Consider the following 16,938-nt stretch of genomic DNA (forward strand, 5'->3'; position numbering starts at 1 on the left):
GTGCACCGTCACCCGCGTCCGAAGTAGCGGGTCGCCGCCGCCACGATGAGGAACGTCCCGACGACGATCAGGGACCACCCGCCGAGCCTGCGCCAGCTGCGCGACCGCACCCAGGCGACCACCCGGTCGACATAGACCGCGAGCTGGGGCACGCGCACGCGCGCCCACAGCATCAGCAGGTACGGCAGCGCCGCCGCCGCCGCGAACCCGACGTACACGAGCACCTGAACCAGGACGGGCGAGTCGCCCTCGCGAGCGATCCGGACGACCAGGTACGTCGCTGCCGCACCACTCACGCTCACCACGGTGTTGACCGCCGCGAACCCGAAGAGCTCTCGCGGGCGCGCCAGCTCCTTCGAGGCGACGCGCGGCTCGGGGAGGTCGTCGTCGGACTGCTCCCGGCGGCGAAGCACCCAGATCCCGGCGATGACGAACAGTACGCCGGCAATCTCGTCGAAGGTCTGCTCCACGAAGAGCGACTCGACCTTGCCCTGCAGCACGCGAGCCCACGTCTCGGGGTTGGCGAGCTGGAAGAGCACGGTGAGCGCGACGGCGCCCGTGGCCACACCGCCTGCCACGACCAGGCCCTGGCGCGCCACCCGCCCGCTCCGCCCGAGCACGGCGACCTGGAGGGCGATCAGCGTCGGGCTGAACCCCGTCGCGAGCCCCAGCATCACGAGACCGAGGACGGTCCCGGCCGCGGAGAGTACGAGGGCGAGCATCGCTCACAGCCTAGGGCGGGTCGGCGGCCCTCACCGGCCACCGACCCGCCCCGGGTGCTCGATCTGTCGTCCTACCTCGGCGCCGCGACGCCTTCACCTTCGGGCGCTGCCCAGAACAGGCCGCGTGCCGCCTGGCTCTGCCCGCCCTTGGGGTGCGTCCGGAAGAACACCGAGGTGCCGAAGACGAACGCCTTCGCGCCCGACGCCGCTTCGGCCGAGACGACCGCCGGCTGGCCCGCGGCGTCCTGCGGACCGTTCGGCGTGGTCCCGCCGGCACCGCCGCGCCGCCAGTGCCCGGCGATCAGCGGCGTCGTGGCGTCGAACGTCTGCTCCACCGTGACCTCTGCCCCCAGCCCCGTGAACCACGTCGCGGGATAGACGAACGAGTGGGCCTGCGCGTACGGCGCCAGGACGCCCGCGGCCACGGTGTCGACGGCGACGATCCCGTTGCCGGAGCCGTTGCCGGCGACCGCCGTCCCCGTGACGAGGCCGAAGGTCCGCGCCGTGTTGAAGGCGCCGGCGCCGCGACCGACGATGCTGCCGCCCGCGTCGACGTATGCCGTCACGGCAGCGCCGCCCGCAGCCTGGCTCTCGTTGAAGCTCAGCGCCGACCCGAGCCACAGCACGTCGACGTCGACGAGCAGCGACGGCGTCGCCGTGAGCGTCGCGGCGGTGAGCGGGACCAGGTCGTCGAACCCGAGCTGGGTCAGCGACAGCAGGTCGTCCTGGTTGCCGGTGTAGCCGATCGTCAGGTCGTCGAGCCCCTTGGCCGTACCGTCGCTCAGCTGGCGCACCTCCGCGGAGGTGGCCTTCTCGAAGTCGACGTCGAGCTCCTCGGCGACGTCCTCGACCGCGTCGTACGAGGCGCGGTCGGACCCAACCACGGCAGAGCCGTCCGCGAGCTGCGACACGGCGACGCCGTCCTCGAGCAGCGCGTTGAGCGCCCGGTAGTCGTTGACGCCGGCGAGGTCGAAGGTCACGTACGCGCGCTTCGACGGGACGTCGCCGTCGGCGTCGCCGCTGACGGGCCGGAGCTTCGGCAGCCTTCCCACTCCGGTCGTGCCGACCGGCTCGACGTCAGCACCCCAGAGGAAGCCCCAGCTCCACGCCGAGATGTCGTACATGCTCGGGAACTTCGCCGAGATGTCGGCTCCCGGAGCGAGCAGCGCGTGCGCGAGGTTGCGCTTGGGCTGGTGCAGGTCGACGACGTACGTGCCCTTGCGGAAGGTCGTGCGGCCAAGCCGTTCCGAGCGGTCGAGCCGGCCGACCTCGATGCCGTGCAGGCGCAGCGCGCGGACGAGCGTACGGGCGTCAGAGACCGAACGCTGGTCGTCGTCGATGGGGATCACGAACGCCCGCGGGTACGACACCGGGTTCTGGTCGTCGGCGACGTCCCACTCGTCCTTCCACTCCTGCGGGCCCGGGACGTCGGCGATGGTCGCGGTCGTCAGCGCCTCGCGCGGGGCGCCGACCGACGCCCGGCGGAAGAACTCGATCTGGTCGGAGAGCATCGCGGCGTCGTTGTTCTCCACGTAGTCGACGAGGCTCTGCATGGTCTTGAGTGCGACCGCCGTGTTGATGACGGCGTTCGCCGGGGTCTGGGTGCTGCTGTTCGGCCGCGACTTCGGCAGCTCGACGGTCGCGGTGACCGCGCCGGAGAACGCCGCGTACTGAGCGGTGAACACCGGCGGGAAGTCGTCCCAGCCCGACGGGGTGTCGCGGTACGGGATCTTGATGTGCGCGTTCTCCGGACCAGTGACCTCCGGGACGACGCGGCCGGTGGTCACGTCGTAGTAGGTGTTGCCGGGGATCTGCGCCTCGACCACGTCCTTCTCCACCTGCAGGGACAGCGCGTACGCGTGCGGGATGAAGAGGTCGTACTCGTAGTCGTCGCCGTGCGGCGGGCCGCAGGGCTCGATCTGCAGCACGCTCGTGTAGCCGTGGAAGTCGGCGGCGTACAGCGCCTGGACGGCCTCGGCGGTCTTGATGAACGACGTCGACTCCGGCGTCGTGTTGGTGATCATGTCGCGGTTCGCGTCGAGGTTCACCGCCGTCGGCCGCTGTCCGATCGTCCGGCCGTCGGGGTTCAGCGTGAGGCTGAAGTAGAGCCGGTGTCCGTCAAGGAGGTCGCCGACCTCGCTCTCGGGCGCGGTCACGAGCTGCTCGATGTACTGGAGGGAGGCGTCCGTGCCCTCCCACTCGTTGCCGTGGATGTTGGAGCTGATCCAGATCGGCGTCTTGTAGTCCCGTGCCAGGCGCCTGTCCTTCGCGGCGTCCTTCGGGTCCTGCTTGATCTCGTCGCGCCACGCGGTCTGCTGGGCGGTCTCGCGGCGGTTCTCGGGCGCGGTGACCGTGACGAGGTAGAGGTCGCGGCCCTGCGTCGACTGGCCGACGACCTGGGCTGAGATCCGGTCCGACTGCGCCATCAGCGCGTTCAGGGTCGGCGCGATGTCGTCGTACCGGACCATGTCGCCGCTGTCGGCGGCGTCGGGATCGGCCTCGGGGAAGACCTTCAGCGTCGGCTGGTACGGGTACGACGTCGGCATCCGCAGCGGGTCGCCGGCGACCTCGCCGGACGCGGCCTTGCGCGCGGCCTTGGCGGTGAGCGAGCCCGCGGCGGCCGGCTCCTTGGCCGAGCGTTCGGTGAACGGGGAGACAGGGGACGGGTCGGCGACGGCGGGGGCCGTCATCAGGGCGGTCGCGACGAGCGAGGCGCTCGCCGCGAGGCCGACTACGCGGAGGTGTCGCACGGGGGATCCTCTCCGGAGGGGACGGAGCCGGTGTGACGCGTTGTGACGTACGACACGTCGGCACGGATAGGCCGATTCTGCCGCGAAATCGCGCCGACGGCGAGTGCTCTCTGCGGGGTGAATTCAGGTCTTCACCGGGTGTCCGGTCAGGAAACGTCTCCGAAACGGCGCCGCCGGAACAGCGCCGGCAGGAATCGCAGCATCAGCGCCGACCACGTGAGGTGGGTCAGCGTCGACGCCTGGACCCCGCCGGTGGCGCGTCGCTGGAGCCCGAACAGTGTCCCCATCACCGCACCGGCCAGCGTGAGCGACGGGTTGCGGGAGGAGGCGGTGGTCGCGGTGTAGGCGAGGGTCGAGACGAGGACGGGGTGGCGCTGCCCCACCGCCTCGTACAGAGCGCCGCGGAAGAACAGCTCTTCGGCGGCGCCGTTCGCGAGGGTTGTGAGCACGACCATCGGCGGGCTGCCCTCGGCGAAGCGCAGCACCCGCCGCACGGCCGCGTCGAGGACCGGGATGCGCTGCGCCACCAGCGCACCGGCGTAGAAGCAGCCGAACGCGCCGACCCCGGTCAGCACCGGCACCACGACGGGACGCCGCTGCGGCGCGTCCGGGCGTTCGATCCAGCCCCGGTGCAGGGGACCCGAGGCCAGCGCGCCCGTCGTCCAGGTCGCCGCCGTCGCCAGGGTCAGGCCGTAGAACTGTGGCGAGTCGGGTCGTGTCGAGAGCGACACCCCGAGCAGGCCCGCACCAGCGACACCCACGGCGGCGACCGTACGGCGACGCCGACGGACCACCTCCGCGGGCTCAGGGACGGCGGCCCGGGCGACGTACCCGAGCCCACGCGGCAGCAGGGCTCGGACACGGTCCCACCGTCCCCCGCCGCTCACGAGGACCCACCGTCCTCCTGCTCCCGGGCGCGCTCGGCGAGCGCCCGCCGTACCGCCTCGTCGTACGCGAGCGGCTCGAACGGCACCACCTCGCGGATGGCGTCGTCGCGGACCACGACCTCGTTGACCATCGAGCCCACCAGCGAACGCCCCGTCCGCGTGTCGACGTCGGTGACGAGGGCGAGCCACAGCGCCGAGAGCCCCGGACTGAGCAGCGGGACCGGGAGGATCACCGGATGGCGCCCCTCGATGTCGGCGAGGCGGCGCATCATCGCCGCGTACGCGAGGACGTCCGGGCCGCCGATCTCGTACGCCCGGTCGGTGCCTTCGGGCAGGCTCAGCACTCCGACGAGGTAGCGGATCACGTCGTCCACGGCGATCGGCTGCGTCCGTGTGCTCACCCAGCGCGGCGTCACCATCGCCGGCAGGTGCTCGACGAGCTGACGCGTCATCTCCCACGAGATGCCGCCGTGACCGACGACGATCCCCGCACGCAGCGTCGTGACCGGGACGCCGCCCTCCGCCAGCAGGCCCTCGACCTCGCGCCGGCTGCGCAGATGGGGAGAGAGGTCGTCGCTGTCGTCGCCGAGCCCGCCCAGGTAGACGATGCGCCGGACCCCGGCCGCGGCCGCCGCCTCACCGAACGCGCGCGCCGCCTGCGCATCACGCCGGACGAAGTCCTCCGATCCGAGGGAGTGGACGAGGTAGTACGCCGACTCCACGCCCTCCAGGGCGGGCGACAGGGAGGCGGCGTCGTGCACGTCGCCGAAGACGGCCGTCCCCTCGCCCTCGTACGTGTCGGGCCGACGGGTCATCGCGAGCACCTCGTGCCCGTCCGCGACCAGCGACGGGACAAGTCTGCGCCCGATGAATCCCGTGGCTCCCGTCACGAGTACACGCATCGCGCCCTCCCCTGGTTGGCAGCCTGCCTTCGATCATGGGTCAACGGGCACGGACACGCTCGTCGCCCTCCGTAACCCTTCGAGAACGATCTCTGGGCGTCGTAACAATCTCGTGCTCTTCTTGTGGCACCATCCCCTTCGTTACGAGATCAGCCTCACGAGAGATCAGTCTCGTGAACCCTCAGAGCTCAAGGAGCAACTTCGATGAAGGTCACCGGACGAGGCCTCAGCAGGGCGTTCGCCGCCGCTGCCGGAGCACTCGCGCTCACCGTCTCGATGGCCGCCTGTGGCGGTGACGACAGCGACGACGCGAGCAAGGAGGTCGACGGCATCAAGATCGTGGAGGGCGACACGCTCACGATCTGCACGCACCTTCCCTACAAGCCGTTCCAGTACCGCGACGACAGCGATGAGGTCGTCGGCTTCGACACCGACCTGCTCGCGCTGCTGGCCGACGACATGGGCATCGACCACAAGGTCGTCGACATCGACTGGGCCCAGATCACCTCCGGCGCCGCGTTCAAGGCCGGCAAGTGCGACGTCGGCATGGGCGCCATGACGATCACCGACGAGCGTGCCGGTGCACTCGCGATCTCCGACCCGTACTTCGACGCCACCCAGGCCCTGCTCGTCAAGGCCGACTCGGGCATCGAGGACCTCTCGGCGCTCAAGGGCAAGAAGATCGGCGTCCAGACGGACACCACAGGCGCGATGTACGCCGAGGAGAATGCCGAGGCCAACGGCTACAGCGTCGTCACGTTCGAGGACATGGCGCTGCAGGCCAACGCCGTCAAGGCGGGCTCGATCGACGCCGCGATCAACGACAACGGCGTGCTGTTCGACTTCGCCAAGGACAACCCCGACACCGCGGTGACGACGGAGTTCGACACGGGCGAGCAGTACGGCTTCCCGGCGGCTAAGGACGCCAACGGCGAGAAGATCATCGAGCGCCTCAACGAGGTCCTCGCAACCGCCAAGGAAGACGGCACGTACGACGAGATCTACGAGAAGTACTTCGGCACCAAGCCGTCGACCCGTTGATCCGTCTGGCACAGTAAGGGAGCCATGAGCACCCCCACCGACTTGGCTCCGACCCGTCGTCCGCTGAGCCCGCGCAAGCGGGCTCAGCGGATCCGGGCCGTCCAGTACACCGTCCTCGTCCTGCTCATCGCCGCCGCCGTGCTGTTCGCGGACTGGCCTCAGATCAAGGACGTCTTCTTCCGGCCCGACCTCGTCGAGAAGACGATCACGAGCGGGCTCGGCCACGCGCTCTTCAACACGATCGTCTACACCCTCGGCGCCTTCGTCTTCGGCATCGTCGTCGGTACGATCTTCGCGATCATGCGGCTCTCGCAGATCGGCCCGTACCGGTGGATCGCCACCATCTACATCGAGTTCTTCCGCGGCCTGCCCGCGCTGATCGTCTTCCTCGTCTTCACGCTGCTGCCGCTGGCCTTCCCGGGCATGCGCATCCCATGGGACCCGTACGGCACGGTCTGGCTCGCCCTCGGCATCGTCGGCAGCGCCTATCTCGCGGAGACGATCCGCGGCGGCATCCAGGCCGTCCCCAAGGGCCAGGTCGAAGCCGCCCGCTCGCTCGGCATGACGTCCAGCCAGGCGATGCGCAAGGTCGTCCTCCCGCAGGCGTTCCGTACGATGCTGCCGCCGTTGACCAACGAGCTGATCTTGCTGGTCAAGGACTCGTCGCTGGTCTACATCATCGGGCTGTCCAAGGAGCACTACGAGCTCACGAAGTTCGGACGCGAGCTGGCGAACCAGAACGTCAACGTGACGCCACTGGTCGTCGCCGGCATCGCGTACCTCATCATCACTCTCCCGCTCTCGATGCTGGTCCGCCGGCTCGAGGCCAACGCAGGAAAGGCACGTTGATGTCCGACGCACTCGTCGAGATCCGCGACCTGCACAAGTCCTTCGGCGACAACCACGTCCTGCGCGGGATCGACTTCGAGGTCGCCCCCGGCGAGGTGGTCTGCGTGATCGGTCCGTCGGGCTCCGGCAAGTCGACGCTGCTGCGCTGTGTCAACCTGCTGGAGGAGCCGAGCAGCGGCACGGTCCTCGTCGCCGGCGAGGACCTCACCGATCCCGACTGCGACATCGACGCCGCCCGCCGGCACATCGGCATGGTGTTCCAGAGCTTCAACCTGTTCCCGCACCACACGGCGCTGAGCAACTGCATGGTCTCCCAGCAGACGGTGCTCAAGCGGGGCAAGAAGGAAGCCCGCAAGATCGCCGAGGAGAACCTCGACCGCGTGGGGCTCACCGACAAGCACGACGCCTACCCGGCGAAGCTGTCGGGCGGGCAGCAGCAGCGCGTCGCGATCGCCCGCGCGCTGTCGATGGCGCCCAACCTCATGCTCTTCGACGAGCCCACCTCGGCGCTCGACCCGGAGCTGGTGGGCGAGGTCCTCACGGTCATGCGCAAGCTGGCCGAGGAGGGCATGACAATGCTGGTGGTCACGCACGAGATGGCGTTCGCGCGCGAGGTTGCCGACCGTGTCGTCTTCATGGACGGTGGAGTGATCGTCGAGCAGGGCACCCCGCACGATGTCATCGGGAGCCCGAAGGAGCCTCGCACGAAGGAGTTCCTGCGCCGTGTCCTCGACCCCACGCACGTCAGCCCGAGCTGATTGCGAGATAGTCGACCCTCGACAGACTCCTGGGAGGACCCTGCATGGCTGAGACGAAGCATGGCTGAGAAGCAGTCCGTTCTCGGCCGCGTGACCGCACTCGCGCAGGCCGACGTCTCGACGCTGATCGACGACTCCGCCGATCCGGAGTCGCTCTTCCTCGCCCTTGCTCGGGCGTTCGCGACGACGATCGCCGAGGCCGAGGACACGCTCGCGAGTGCGCTCGCGGCGAAGCGTCTGACCGAGCACGACCGGGCCGAGGACCAGCAGACCGCCGACGACTGGGGCGTCCAGGCGGCCACCGCGGCCTACCACGCCTCGGAGCTGCGCATCGAGGGCAACATCAGTGGCGCCGCGGTCTTCGACGACCTCGCCCGTACGGCACTGGCGCGCCAGCTCGCCACCGAGAAGGAGGTCGCCGACGCCGTCTCGGTCGTCGCGTCCATGGCGTCGTACGTCGAGCGCCTGCGCAACGGGCTGGAGCTCGCGCGCGACCAGCTGGCGATCATCGAGGAGCGCCGCGCGCGTCAGCTCGGTCACGTCGAGCCCGCGGACGGCCGGCTCCTCGACGACGAGGTCGCCGACGTGCTCGACCCGTACACCGAACTCGCCACCTTCGAGCTGAAGCTGCACCGCGAGGACGAGCGGCTGTCCGACGCGCCCGACCGCCCGTCCTACCTCGACGACCGCTTCACGGGCCGTGTTCACCCGAGCGTTCGCAGCGAGGTCGAGCGGCGCCTCGAGATGCTGCGCCCGGACGAGGACGAGCTCGTCGCGGCCCTGGCGGCACGGGCGACCGCTTCGGCCGAGCGGCTCGCAGTCGAGGCCGAGCGGCTGGCCACCCAGGCGCGGGAGCACGACGACTCGGATCTCGATGTCGACGAGCCGGAGATCGAGGTCGCGGTCGAGGTCGCGGCTGAGGTCGAACCCGAGCCCGCGGTCGAGCCGGAACCGGAGCCGGAGCCCCCGGTCGAACCCGACCCGGAGCCCGCGGTTGAACCGGTGCCCGAGCCGGAACCCGCAGCTGACGTCGAACCCGAGCCAGAGCCCGAAGCCGTGGCCGAGCCCGTGGCCGAAGCGGTGCCCGAACCCGAGCCCGCGGCTGAGGTCGAACCCGAGCCGGAGCCGGAGCCTGCGGCAGAGCCGGAGCCTGCGGCAGAGCCGGAGCCGGAGCCTGTGTTCGAGCCCGAGCCCGAACCCGAACCTGAGCCCGAACCCGCGGCTGAGGTCGAACCAGAGCGAGCGCCCGAGCCCGCCCCGGAGCCCGAGCCGGCATTCGTGGTGGAGCCCGAGCCGGAGCCCTTACGACCCGCCGGCCGCCGACGCGCGAACGTCCCGGTCAAGGGGCCGGACGACGAGCCGACCGTGCCCGTGACCGGGAGCGGGCCGGTGCCCACCCCCGTCCCCACCCCTGCTCCGGCACCGCCGCCGGATCCCGCGCCCGCGCCCGAGCCCGAGCCTCCGGACGACGATCCCGAGCCTCCGGCTCCGCCGAGCGAGGTCCGGCTGTCCTCGGTCGATCCCATGCCGCGCGGCAACCCGCTCGCGGGGATCGCGGACACCGAGGCGGCGTACCGGCTCGCACGCGCGCAGGAGGAGACACGCTTCGACCTCCCGGTCTTCGACGACTCGCGGCCGGACACAACCGGGTCGCAGGCGGCGCTCGCACACATTGCCCCGCTGCCGCCGCTGCCGCCGCTCGACGAGGACGAGCTGCCGACGGCCGAGTATCCGGCGATCAGGTTCGACTCCGTGCCCAACGCCCCGGAGCCCGCCCCGAAGTCCGAGGAAGACCGGCTCCGCGAAGAGGGCGACGCACTGGCACGCCGTCGCGCTCGACGCGCCCGCGAGGCTCACCAGCCCGGTGTGCCGACGGCGTACGACATCGCGTACGACCCGAACCAGGGTCCGACGCACCCGAGCTATCTCGAGCCGCCGGGCCCGCGTGACCTCGGAGAGGACGCGCAAGTGTTCCCGCTGCGCCCCCGTACAGAGGCGCCGCGCAACGGCGCGCCCCGCCCGAACGGCCCGAGCGAACCCACGGACTCCGACGACGCCCCCTGACGGGCGCGGCACGCTCACCAAGCCAAGGTTGCGGACACCGAGCCAACCGAAGAGGCGTGGCTCGGCGTCCGCAACTCCGGCTAGGTTCAGGCCTTCTCCCAGCGGAACAACCGAGTCGCGAGCGCTCCGAGCACCAGTGCAAAGGCGAGCAGCGCGAGGATCGGCACGACGACGGCCGACGGCCCCTCGCCGCGCACCATCACGTCGAGCATGCCCTGGTTGACCCACTTGAGCGGGAGCACGTTCGAGAGCGCCACGATCCACGCCGGAGCCCCGTCCAGCGGGAAGAACGAGCCCGACAGGAACGCCATCGGCAAGATGACGAAGTTCGCCGCGCCCGTCGCCCCCTCCTCGGTCTTGCTGAACGAACCGATGAGCAGGCCGAGCGCAAGGAACGCGAGCGTCGCCGCCGCGAGCAACGGCACCGAGATCCACCACCAGCCCGTCAGCTCCAGCCCCATGAACGCGACCGCGGGGACGAGGAACATCACCATCTGGATCCCGGCGAGCATCAGCGCGGTCACCACCCGGGCGCCCACCACCGCGTAGGTCGGGACCGGCGACAGCCTGAGCCTGCGCAGCAGCCCGTTGCGTCGCCACAGCACGAGGTTGGCGGCCGCCCCGAACGTCGCGCCCATCGCGATCGCCCAGCCGAGCAGTGACGGGGTGAAGAACTGGATCGCGCTGAGCGACTCGTCCTCGACCTGCTCCGGCGCCAGCGTGTACGTCGGCGGCTGGCCCGACGCGGCGGCGTTGGCCGCCTGGACGATGTTGTTGAAGGTGCCCTGGACGATGCCGGCGGTGACCTGGTCGGCCGCCGAGTACCACAGCACGAGGGAGTCGCCGTCCATCGTGACGACGGCGTCGGCATCGCCCTTGCGGACCTCGGCGATCGCCGCGTCACGGTCGTCGCCGTCCTCGATGTCGAGGGTCTCGTCGATCGCTGCCTGCGTCGCCGCATCGGCGTCGTCCAGGAGCGGCACGGCACCGACCTGGATGACGTCGCTGCGGGGGACGCTGGCGTCGCCGAGCAGACCGCCGAAGAGGAAGAGGAACATCAGCGGGAAGACCACGGCCCAGAACAGCGCCATCCGGTCACGCAGGAATCCCTTGACCATGGCGATCGCGAGGCTGCGGAAGGGCCGGCCGCGGCTGGGTGCCGCGGCAGCCTTCGCCGGACGCTCGGTGGTGGGGGCGCTCATGCGCGGTACTCCCGTCCGGTCAGGTCGAGGAAGACGTCCTCGAGGGTGGCGCCTCGTACCGAAAGGCCCTCGAGGGCATCACGCTCGGCCAGGGCGGTGAGGACGAGCGCCGGCCGGCGGGTCGAGACCCGTACGGCGGACTGCTCGAGCGCGGCGGACTCCACACCCGGGAGGGCGGCGGCCTGCTCGGGGGTGAGCGTGCCCGGCGCGAGGCTGATCTGCACGGGCAGGTTGAGGCCTCGTACGAGCGCGGCCGGGGAGTCGATCGAGAGGATCTTTCCGCGGTCGACGATCGCGACCCGATCACACAGGATCTCCGCCTCGTCCATGTAGTGCGTCGTGAGCACGACTGTCCGCCCCGACTCGTTGAGGCGCGCGAGGACGTCCCACAGGTTGCGCCGCGCCTGCGGATCGAGCGCCGCCGTCGGCTCGTCGAGGAAGACGAGATCGGGATCGTTGACGAGCGCGCACGCGATGGACAGCCGCTGCTTCTGGCCACCGGACAGCTTGTCGGCCTGGATCGCCGCCTGCTCCGTCAATCCGACGAGCTCCAACAGCTCGCCGGTACGCGTGGCAGGCGCACCGTACAACGCGCCGAACGTGTCGAGCTGCTCACGCGCGCTCAGCTTCTCGAAGAACGCCGAGGCCTGCAGCTGCACCCCCATCCGCCCGAGGATCCGCGGGTCGCGACGCGCCGGGTCCATCCCGTCGACGAGAGCCCGGCCCCCGTCGGGTCGGCGCAGGCCCTCCAGGATCTCCAGCGTCGTCGTCTTGCCCGCACCGTTGGGCCCGAGGAGTCCGAAGAACTCCCCGGGCTCAACGGTGAAGGTGATCCCGTCGACAGCACGTACCTCGCCGTACTTCTTGGCGAGGTCGTGCGCCTCGACTCTCAGCCCCATGTCTCCACCCTCTGATCATTGGTTCATTACTGAAGTAATGAACCATAGAGCAAGGGACGGGGTCAACCCGTTTCACGCGCTCCCGTCACGTGAGCAGCGTGCGCACGACCCGGAGGCCGACTGAGAGGCGCGCGAGATCCGGGGTGTCCTCCCCCCAGATCTCCTCGAGCGTCTCCTCTGCACGCTCGAGCACCGAGGCCTCCGTGGCGCCCCACTCCTGCACGCGGTCGTGCGCGGACGACTCGGGATCAGTCGAGCTCAGCACCTTGCGGGCAAGCTGTCCTTGGACGCCGAGCAGGTCGTCGCGCAGCGCGGCACGGGCCATCGAGCGCCACCTGTCGTCGCGAGGGAGCGCCTGGATGCGGTGCGCCAGACGATCCAGCCCGAGCTGCTCGCCGAGCTCGAAGAACAGCTCCGCGACGGTCGTCGCCACCGTCCCTGTCGACAGGGCGATGTCGGCCATCTCGATCGCCCCGTAGGCCGGCGCGAGCGCGGCGAAGGTCTCCGCGTCGTCGGTCGGGACGTGCGCATCGGCGAGCGCGTCGGCCCTCCCCCGCCACAGCGCATGCTCACGACCGACCATCAGCCGGGGCAGGTCGCGCAGCAGGCTCTGCACCGCCGTCCCGAAGTAGTCGACGCTGCCCTCGACGTCGGCGAACCGGCGGTGGTTGATCAGCCATCGCGACGTCCGCTCGACGAGCGCCTGCACCGCGCTGCGCATGACCTCCTGCACGTCGGCCGGCACCACGTTGTCGAGCTGGCTCGCCCGCTCGAGCAGCGCCCCCTCGCCACAGATCTCGCTGGCGATCGAGCGCGCTCGTGCGAGCTCGGCAGCCGAGGAGCCCGTCTCCCCCGACAGCCGGTGGAAGTACGAGATGCCCGCACGGTTCACCATCTCGTTGACGATCGCGGTCACGACGATCTCGCGGCGCAAGGGATGCTCGGCCATGTCGGCGCGATACTCCTGGCGCAGCGCGCTCGGGAAGTAGCCGAACAGGTGCCCCCGGTAGTACGGGTCGTCGGCGATGTCGGACGTGAGCAGCTCCTCCTCGAGCACGATCTTGGTGTACGCCATCAGCACGGCAAGCTCTGGCGCCGTCATCCCGACACCCTGCGAGCGACGCTCCGCGATCTGGTTCGGGGCGGGCAGGAACTCCAGGGCACGGTTGAGGTAGCCCCCGCGCTCCAGCCGAGCGACCCAGCTCGCGTGCGCGTGCAGCAGGCTGACCGCGGCATCGACCGAGCCCGCCAGCGACACGTTCTGGTCGTAGTTGTCGGTCAGGACGAGCCGCGCGACCTCGTCGGTCATCGACGCGAGCAGGGTGTCGCGCTCCTGCGAGGAAAGGTCGCCGCGCGCCCTGACCTGGTTGAGCAGGATCTTGATGTTGACCTCGTGGTCGCTCGTGTCGACGCCGGCGGAGTTGTCGATGAAGTCGGTGTTGATCCGACCGCCCGTCAACGCGTACTCGATGCGCCCGAGCTGGGTGAGGCCGAGGTTGCCGCCCTCGCCGACGCACTTGCAGCGCAGCTGGTCACCGTTGACCCGGATGGCGTTGTTGGCCTTGTCGCCGACGTCCGCGTGCGACTCAGAGGACGCCTTGACGTACGTGCCGATGCCGCCGTTCCAGAGCAGGTCGACCGGTGCCATGAGGATCGCCCGGAGCAGCTCCGGCGGGCTCATCGCGGTGACGTCGTCATCGATCCCCAGCGCCTTGCGCATCTGCACGCTGATCGGCACCGACTTAGCCGTACGGGGGAACACCCCGCCGCCCTCGGAGATGAGGCTCGCGTCGTAGTCGGCCCAGCTCGAGCGCGACAAGGCGAACAACCGCTTGCGCTCCTCGAACGACGGTGCCGCCTCCGGGTCGGGGTCGACGAAGATGTGCCGGTGGTCGAACGCGGCGACCAGCCGCGTGTGCTCCGACAGCAGCATCCCGTTGCCGAACACGTCGCCGGACATGTCGCCGATGCCGACGCAGGTGAAGTCCTCGCGCTGGCAGTCGACGCCCATCTCGCGGAAGTGCCGCTGGACCGACACCCACGCGCCACGCGCGGTGATGCCCATGGCCTTGTGGTCGTAGCCCGCCGAGCCGCCCGACGCGAACGCGTCGCCCAGCCAGTAGCCGTAGTCGGCCGCGATCTGGTTGGCGATGTCGGAGAACGTCGCCGTCCCCTTGTCGGCGGCGACGACGAGGTAGGTGTCGTTGCCGTCGTGGCGGACGACGTCCGGCGGCGGGACCGCCTCGCCGCCGATGCGGTTGTCGGTGAGATCGAGCATCGACGAGATGAACGTCCTGTAGCAGGCGACGCCCTCGGCGAGCCACGCCTCACGATCGGCAGGATCGGGGAGCTGCTTGCAGTAGAAGCCGCCCTTCGCCCCGACCGGCACGATGACGGCGTTCTTGACCATCTGCGCCTTGACCAGGCCGAGGACCTCCGTACGGAAGTCGTCGCGCCGGTCGGACCAGCGCAGACCGCCGCGCGCGACGGCCCCGAACCGCAGGTGCACACCCTCGACCCGCGGCGAGTAGCAGAAGATCTCGTGCGCGGGCCGCGGCTCGGGCAGGTCGGCGATGTCGCGCGGCGACAGCTTGAACGACACGTACGACCGGGGGCGACCGCCCTCGTCGCGCTGGTAGAAGCTCGTGCGTACGGTTGCGCGGACCAGCGTCCGGTACGACCGCAGGACGCGGTCGGTGTCCAGTCCCTCGACCGCCTCGAGCCGCTCGCGCAGGTCGGCCTCGACCTCCTCGGTCAGCGACTCGCGGCGGGAGTCGTCGACGGAGGGGTCGAAGCGGGCCTGGAACAGGTCGAGGATGAGCCGGACGACGCCGGCCTCGGCCAGGAGCACGGCCTGGATCGACTCCAGGCTGAACGGCGTCCCCGCCTGCTGGAGATAGCGTGCGTACGCCCGCAGGACGACGGCCTGGCGCCAGTCGAGGTCGGCACCGAGGACGAGCCGGTTGAACCCGTCGACCTCCGCGCGGCCGTCCCAGCACGCCGCGAACGCCTCGGTCAGCCGCGTACGGCCGGACTCGTCGGTGAGCACGTGCGAGCGGGCCCGGAACCAGTACACCCACACCGGCTCGCTCGTCGCCAGCTCGTACGGCCGCTCGTCGAGGATGTCGACACCGTGCGAGGCGAACGCGGGGAGCAGGTCGGTGAGCGCGGCGGGCTCGCGGGTGTACAGCCGGACACGAAGCCGATGGGGGTCGTCGTGCCGCGGGTCGGGCTCGACGTGGACGACGATCTGGTCCTCGCCACTGAGCAGCTCGCGGGCGGCGAGGACGTCGTCGACCGCGTCGGCCGCGTCGACGTCCTCCTTGTAGCCCGCAGGGAACGCGTCGCGGAAGCCAGCGAGGACGGAGGTCGTGCTCGCCTCGCCGAAACGCCGGTCGACGGCCGCTCCCAGCGAGTCCTCCCACGACCGGATTGCGGCCGCGACCTCACCCTGCAGCTCCGCCGCCTCCACGGTGCCGAGCTCCTGGCCCGGGCGGGGGCGGACGACCAGGTGGACGCGGGCGAGCTGCGACTCGCTCACCCACACGCCGTAGTCGATCATCGGGTCCCCGCCGACCCGCTCGGCCACCATCTCCTCGATGGTGAGCCGGACGTTGGTCGTGTAGCGGTCGCGCGGGAGATAGACGAGGCACGACAGGAACCGGTCGTACGGGTCGCGCCGGACGAACAGCTGGACGTGGCGACGCTCCTGGAGGTGGATCAGCGCCTCGGCGATCTCCGAGAGTCCTTCGACCGGGATCTGGAAGAGCTCGTCGCGCGGATACGTCTCGAGGAGGTCGAGGATCTCCTTGGCCGCGTGGCTGTCGGCGTCGTACCCGAGGCCAGAGATGACCGCGTCGACCTTGCGGTCGAGGATCGGGATGCGGGTGATGCTGCCGGTGTAGGCCGACGACGCGAGCAGCCCGAGGAAGCGACGCTCCCCCACGACCTCGCCGGAGGCGTCGAAGGTCTTGATGCCGATGTAGTCGAGATACCTGGTCCGGTGCACGGTCGAGCGCGAGTTGGCCTTGGTGATGACGAGCACTGTCTTCTCACGCGCCCGCGCGCGCGAACGCGGAGGGAGACGGGAGAAGGATGCGCTCTCGCGCCGCTCGTTGCGCAGGATCCCGAGCCCGCTGGCGGGGACCGAGCGGAGCTTCTCGTCGCCCGGCTCACCCGCGAGGTCGTACTCGCGATAGCCGAGGAAGGTGAAGTTGTCGTCCGCGAGCCAGCCCAGCAGCAGCGCCGCCTCGGCGGCCTCGTCGGCAGAGATGCCGGCCGGCGGCGTCGACCGCAGCTCGGCGACGATCTCGTGCGCACGCGAGCGCATCGGGTCCCAGTCATCGTTGGCGAGCTCGACGTCGTACAGGACCCTTCGTACGCCCTCGCTGATCACCTCTTCGATGTCGGGACGGTCGCTGCGGTCGAGCTCGAGGTACATCCACGACTCGCGCACCGCGCCCGGCGCGGACTCGCCACCGGCGATCCCGACCGACTCCAGCTGGCCCGCGCCGTTGCGGACCACCTCGAGCTGCGGGTGGACGAGCCAGTCGACTCCGAACCCCTCCCTCGTCAGGAACCCGGTCGTCGAGTCGACCAGGAACGCACGGTCGTCGGTGACGACCTGGAGCACCAGGTGCCCCCGCGCATCCCACCCGTCGGTGTCGGCATCTGGTTGCCACACCTTCAGCAGGGTCTCCCCCGGCGCTCTGACTGCGGCGAGCCGGGCGTGGCTCGTGGCCGCGCCCCTCAACGCCTCTGGCGGTCGTTCCTTGCGCTCCTCGGCAGGGACGTGCTGGTAGTAGGCCTCCACCAGCGCATCGGTGACGTCGGGGGGCAGGTCGCCTTCCTCCATGGACAAGAT

11 protein-coding genes are annotated in these 16,938 nt (G+C 70.4%); 4 read left to right on the forward strand and 7 right to left on the reverse strand.

Features of this window, described 5'->3' with window-relative positions; translation table 11 throughout:
• Positions 1-8: 8 nt before the first annotated feature.
• From ACFSDF_RS07385 to ACFSDF_RS07400, 4 genes are all read right to left on the reverse strand, one after another.
• Positions 9-722: a GAP family protein gene (locus tag ACFSDF_RS07385; protein ID WP_167251722.1), complete on the reverse strand. Its 714-nt coding sequence runs from the start codon at positions 720-722 to the stop codon at positions 9-11.
• Between the two features lie 71 nt (positions 723-793).
• A complete protein-coding gene (locus ACFSDF_RS07390; RefSeq protein ID WP_167251721.1) occupies positions 794-3,472 on the reverse strand; it encodes a M14 family zinc carboxypeptidase in 2,679 nt (892 codons plus the stop codon).
• 146 nt (positions 3,473-3,618) lie between these two features.
• Positions 3,619-4,359: a CPBP family intramembrane glutamic endopeptidase gene (locus tag ACFSDF_RS07395; protein ID WP_377156906.1), complete on the reverse strand. Its 741-nt coding sequence runs from the start codon at positions 4,357-4,359 to the stop codon at positions 3,619-3,621.
• A complete protein-coding gene (locus ACFSDF_RS07400; RefSeq protein WP_377156908.1) occupies positions 4,356-5,261 on the reverse strand; it encodes an NAD(P)H-binding protein in 906 nt (301 codons plus the stop codon). The genes ACFSDF_RS07395 and ACFSDF_RS07400 overlap by 4 nt, the downstream gene beginning before the upstream one ends.
• A gap of 204 nt (positions 5,262-5,465) precedes the next feature.
• Here ACFSDF_RS07400 and ACFSDF_RS07405 point away from each other — a divergent pair, with 204 nt between their 5' ends.
• Genes ACFSDF_RS07405 through ACFSDF_RS07420 form a run of 4 tightly spaced genes read left to right on the forward strand, consistent with a single transcriptional unit; the run spans position 5,466 to position 9,973 of the window.
• Positions 5,466-6,302, forward strand: a complete 837-nt coding sequence (locus tag ACFSDF_RS07405; RefSeq protein ID WP_167005100.1) for a transporter substrate-binding domain-containing protein — start codon at positions 5,466-5,468, stop codon at positions 6,300-6,302.
• 24 nt (positions 6,303-6,326) lie between these two features.
• Entirely contained in the window at positions 6,327-7,151 is an 825-nt protein-coding gene (locus ACFSDF_RS07410) for an amino acid ABC transporter permease (protein ID WP_167005103.1), read from the forward strand.
• Positions 7,151-7,909 (forward strand): amino acid ABC transporter ATP-binding protein, encoded by a 759-nt coding sequence (locus tag ACFSDF_RS07415; RefSeq protein WP_167005106.1) that lies wholly within the window; start codon positions 7,151-7,153, stop codon positions 7,907-7,909. The genes ACFSDF_RS07410 and ACFSDF_RS07415 overlap by 1 nt, the downstream gene beginning before the upstream one ends.
• A gap of 60 nt (positions 7,910-7,969) precedes the next feature.
• On the forward strand, positions 7,970-9,973 hold the full coding sequence (locus ACFSDF_RS07420) for a PspA/IM30 family protein (protein ID WP_377156911.1): 2,004 nt from the start codon (positions 7,970-7,972) through the stop codon (positions 9,971-9,973).
• An 86-nt stretch (positions 9,974-10,059) separates the two neighbouring features.
• On the opposite strand, the gene ACFSDF_RS07425 is transcribed toward ACFSDF_RS07420, so the two are convergent.
• The 3 genes from ACFSDF_RS07425 to ACFSDF_RS07435 form a co-directional block, all read right to left on the reverse strand.
• A complete protein-coding gene (locus ACFSDF_RS07425; protein ID WP_208322427.1) occupies positions 10,060-11,175 on the reverse strand; it encodes an ABC transporter permease in 1,116 nt (371 codons plus the stop codon).
• The gene (locus tag ACFSDF_RS07430) at positions 11,172-12,074 is read right to left on the reverse strand and encodes an ABC transporter ATP-binding protein (protein ID WP_377156913.1); all 903 of its coding nucleotides are present in this window, start codon (positions 12,072-12,074) and stop codon (positions 11,172-11,174) included. Before ACFSDF_RS07430 ends, ACFSDF_RS07425 begins: the two co-directional genes overlap by 4 nt.
• A gap of 85 nt (positions 12,075-12,159) precedes the next feature.
• Positions 12,160-16,929: an NAD-glutamate dehydrogenase gene (locus ACFSDF_RS07435; RefSeq protein WP_377156915.1), complete on the reverse strand. Its 4,770-nt coding sequence runs from the start codon at positions 16,927-16,929 to the stop codon at positions 12,160-12,162.
• Positions 16,930-16,938 lie beyond the last annotated feature (9 nt).

The organism is Mumia zhuanghuii, assembly GCF_042681565.1.
In the GTDB taxonomy this organism is placed as follows: domain Bacteria; phylum Actinomycetota; class Actinomycetes; order Propionibacteriales; family Nocardioidaceae; genus Mumia.